At 39.9% G+C, this 4,315-nt stretch carries 4 protein-coding genes; 2 read left to right on the top strand and 2 right to left on the bottom strand.

Annotated features, from left to right (window positions below; all coding sequences use genetic code 11):
* A partial coding sequence (locus CDZ78_RS02880) for a DUF1194 domain-containing protein (protein ID WP_167374146.1) occupies nucleotides 1-810 on the top strand: 810 nt, incomplete at its 5' end.
* Nucleotides 811-941: 131 nt separating this feature from the next.
* Here the strand turns inward: CDZ78_RS02880 and CDZ78_RS02875 are convergent.
* Entirely contained in the window at nucleotides 942-2,531 is a 1,590-nt protein-coding gene (locus CDZ78_RS02875) for an ABC-F family ATPase (protein ID WP_087868617.1), read from the bottom strand.
* A 770-nt stretch (nucleotides 2,532-3,301) separates the two neighbouring features.
* Here CDZ78_RS02875 and CDZ78_RS02870 point away from each other — a divergent pair.
* A protein-coding gene (locus CDZ78_RS02870) for an IS1 family transposase (RefSeq protein WP_420840948.1) occupies nucleotides 3,302-4,047 on the top strand; the annotation gives its coding sequence in 2 pieces (ribosomal slippage) (nucleotides 3,302-3,560 and nucleotides 3,560-4,047; 747 coding nt in all).
* 16 nt (nucleotides 4,048-4,063) lie between these two features.
* On the opposite strand, the gene CDZ78_RS02865 is transcribed toward CDZ78_RS02870, so the two are convergent.
* Nucleotides 4,064-4,315 (bottom strand): ISAzo13-like element transposase-related protein (locus CDZ78_RS02865; RefSeq protein ID WP_444979191.1); only part of this gene is annotated, 252 nt, incomplete at its 5' end.

Raw genomic sequence — 4,315 nt, 5'->3', positions numbered from 1 at the left:
ATCGGGGTATTTACTTCGGTGCTGCTACTCGCAGGTACCGGAGCAAATGCGATGATTGTTGATGTCCAGCTAGCACTTGTTCTTGACATTTCAGGCAGTATTGACGACAACGAATATAACGCCCAAATGAATGGGTATGTAGAAGCATTCAAAAATACTACAGTTCAGGATCGCATTGGTAATTTTAGTAATGGTATTGCAGTAGAAATGTTCTTTTATGCTAGCAATGTAAAAGTCGCAAGTATTGAGGCCGTGCTAAAGACAGCAGCTGATTCAGAAGCTTTCGCGGCTGCTATTGCAGCAATAACAAGACCAACTGTCATAGCACCAGATAAGATGGGCCTGGGAACAAATATTGCTGGTGGTATGCTACTAGCCTATGACTGGTTGACTGGTGATGACTTCGATGTACAAATAGCTAAGGTGATGGATGTATCTGGTGATGGTTTCCAGAATCGTACTTTAGAAACCAACGATGGTGAAGCTCAAGTTGATTTTGCTGCCGGAATTTTGCTTGTTGAAGCACAACGGGACCAGGCCACTGCTGCAGGCATACTCGTAAATGGACTCGCAATTAATCATGACGGGCCAGTTGATAACTTTCAGGATGCATGTCTTGATGATGGGTATTATATTGATCACGTAATTAATAATAATGTTTGTGTTCAGTCTGAAGGGTTTTTAAGTGGCGATTTTGAAAATGCTGTGATCGATAAACTCGTTCAAGATATTGTACCAGAGCCTGCAACCTTAGCTTTATTAGGTTTGGGAATGGTTGGACTTAGCTTAAGAAAACGCAAGTCAGCTTAGTTTAGAATTAAAGCGAAACAAAAGCCCTGTCGGTGATAACACCGTCAGGTTTTTTTTATGCCTGGTAAGTATGGGACCCATTACTTAACTTTAAATCACACATCGCTCCATTAAAGCAACACGGTGCCGCACTAGCCTATTTTCTGACTCGCCAGGTAATCCTCATAAGTCCCACGGAAATCAACAATCCCTGTTGGCGTTAATTCTAGTATACGAGTCGCTAGGCTGGAAACAAATTCACGATCATGACTAACAAAAACCAAGGTACCTGGATAATTTTCCAGAGCAAGATTCAGTGCTTCAATAGATTCCATATCCAGATGATTGGTTGGCTCATCTAATAACAGAATATTATTACGCTGCAACATCAGTTTCCCAAAGATCATACGCCCTTTTTCTCCCCCAGACAGGACACTTACCTTTTTGCTGATATCATCTTGAGAAAATAATAGCCGTCCCAGCGTACCACGTACAACCTGATCATCATCACTGGGTTTTCGCCATTGCTCCATCCAGTCAAATAACTGTTTATCCTGCTTAAAGTCAGCGGCATGATCCTGCGCACAGTAGCCTATATCAGAATTTTCTGACCATTTGACCGTACCGGCTGTCGGTTCCACCTCTCCTGCGAAACACTTTAATAAGGTCGTTTTACCTATACCATTTGGGCCAATAATGGCAACACGCTCACCTACCTGCACCATCAAATTAAAATTACTAAATAATTCCTGCTCATAGCTTTTAGCCAAACCTTCTACTTCAAGTGCAAGCCTATGCAGCTTTTTTACTTGCTCAAAGCGAATAAATGGATTTTTTCGGCTAGACGGCTTAATCTCCGCAAGATCAATTTTGTCTAGCTGCTTTGCACGGGAAGTCGCTTGTTTCGATTTTGAAGCATTAGCAGAAAAACGACTGACAAAAGCTTTTAGTTCAGTAATTTTTGCTTGCTTTTTAGCGTTATCAGTAAGTAACTGTTCGCTTACCATCGTTGAAGCGGTCATATAATCATCATATGAACCAGGATAAAGGCGAATTTCACCATAATCCAGATCAGCCATATGACTACAGACACTGTTCAGGAAATGCCGATCATGCGAGATAATGATCATGGTGCAATTACGTTCATTTAACACCCCTTCCAACCAGCGAATTGCATTGATATCAAGGTTATTAGTCGGCTCATCTAATAACATAATATCAGGGTCAGAGAATAACACTTGGGCTAATAGCACACGTAATTTCCAGCCTGGCGCAACTGCGCTCATAGGACCATAGTGTTGCTCAAGGGGAATTCCCACCCCGGCTAATAATTCGCTAGCACGCGTTTCAGCAGTATAGCCATCCATCTCGGCAAATTCAGATTCCAGTTCAGCTACACGCATACCTTCTTCTTCCGTCATTTCCGGATTTGCATAAATAGCATCACGCTCTGACTTTACTTTCCACAATTCTTCGTGGCCCATAAAAACAGTATCAAGTACTGCATATTGTTCATAAGCAAACTGATCCTGATTCAATTTACCTATCCGTTCATTTGGAACTTTTGAGAGATTACCAGCTGTAGCCTCCAAATCGCCCCCAAGAATTTTCATAAAAGTTGATTTACCACAACCATTCGCACCAATAAGTCCATAACGGTTACCGTTACCAAACTTAACGGAAACGTCTTCAAAGAGTGGCTTAGCGCCAAATTGCATGGTGATATTAGCAGTTGTAAGCATGTTTATATTCTAGAAAGTAGGAGACATAGGGAGTACATCCCTTGTATCTGTAAAATCGTTAAAAAGAGCGGTATTCTACGCGATTTCACGCACAATAGGTGAGTAAAATAAATTTTATGTTGTTTATATTTGCAGAAGGTTTTAGTTTGTTTTGTAATCCTAATACCTAAACCCATTAGCACAGCTTATGTTTACACTGGGAATCTAAATTAAGACAAGTAAAAATTGATCAGTCATTTTCATCATACTGAAACCTCAGGGAAATGGAAAAATTAAATCATCCAAAATTAGACGACTAATTCAACGCGGAACAAGCTTTGTATAGGGTATGCATCGCATACCTATAGGCTTTCAGGTAAATAATTTCCATACATTCTGGGCAGTTAGAAATGCTCGGAAGCGGGATCTTTAGTCCCGCATGCCTGGACGGGACTAAAGATCCCGCTTCCGAATATTGCTTGAAAATTTCAGAGAAACTATAGCTGTTCTGAAAGGCACGCGATGCGCACCCTGCCGCAATATTTCCTGTTAAGTGGGTAGTCTAAATTATCCACAAAGATTATTGAATCTAGCTTATTAACGTTTAAAAATTGGACGGTTATTTATTTCCTTTGTTAAAATATCACTATTTCAATTGACACAGATTGTGAGCCAGAGTAACAACAAATCTTTTATAGCCCGCCTCAACCAACATCCCAAATTACGTGAACGGGTGGAATCATTGCTGGGTAATGGGTCGAATTTGTAGGGTTCCTGTATAATTTGATTTTATGACCTGTTATCAAGAAGTAAGTTGCCCGAAGTGCAACAGTATAAAAATCACAAAATCTGGGACGAATGGTTACGGAAAACAACGTTACTATTGTCGTAATTCAGAGTGTAAAACTAAAACATTTATGCTTGATTATAGCTACAAAGCCTGTGTATATGGAATGACAGAGAAAATAGTTGAAATGGCCATTAATGGAAGTGGAATTCGGGATACCGCTCGTGTGCTTAAAATCAATAAAAATACAGTGATCAATACGCTAAAAAAAAGGAAAGTAGCCTTGTTCAGGTAAACCCGAACTTTCAAATTCCAACGTCAGATGCAAAAATTGAATTTATCTGTGAAGAGGCTGAAATAGACGAACAATGGTCATTTGTAGAGAAAAAATGCAATCAACGCTGGATTTGGTATGCCATTGAACATTCAACAAATACAATTCTCGCTTATGTCTTTGGAAAGCGTAAGGACGTTGTTTTTAAAGAGTTAAAAGCCTTGCTTGATCCTTTTAAAATCAGCCTATATTACACAGATGACTGGGGAGCCTATGCACGCCATATTGATGTAGAGAAGCATGAAGTGGGTAAGTGTCATACCCAAAAAATCGAACGTAAAAATTTAAATTTGAGAACGTGGATTAAACGGTTGGCACGAAAAACAATTTGCTTTTCAAAATCTGAAAAAATGCATGATATTGTGATAGGTTTGCTGATTAATAAGATTGAGTTTGGAGTGGATATTCACGCCTAACTACAGATTCGACCCACTACCCATGACTCGTTCCAAGCGTGATATATCCTGTGTTTCGTTTGAGGTCATAAAACCCATGAGGAATAACACTGCCTGTTGCAGAGCTAGGGAAATCATGATCATTCGTTTGAATGGCTGCTCGTCTATAGAGCGATCCATTACGATAAAAAGTACCCAATAACTCTTTCTTTTTGGTATCCATACTAATAACAGGGTTTCCCGCATCCAGGTAGTCCTGCTTCAATTGGGTAATATTTTCAAATTGAGC

The sequence above is a fragment of the Bathymodiolus platifrons methanotrophic gill symbiont genome (assembly GCF_002189065.1).
In the GTDB taxonomy this organism is placed as follows: Bacteria; Pseudomonadota; Gammaproteobacteria; order Methylococcales; family Methylomonadaceae; genus Methyloprofundus.
The sequence above is the reverse complement of the archived record's forward strand: the minus strand, read 5'-3'. Positions and strand labels throughout refer to the sequence as shown.

What these genes read in the sequence shown, in the direction of transcription:
- CDZ78_RS02875 (WP_087868617.1), bottom strand. Translation starts at nt 2,531, where the DNA reads ATGCTTACAACTGCTAATATCACCATGCAATTTGGCGCTAAGCCACTC.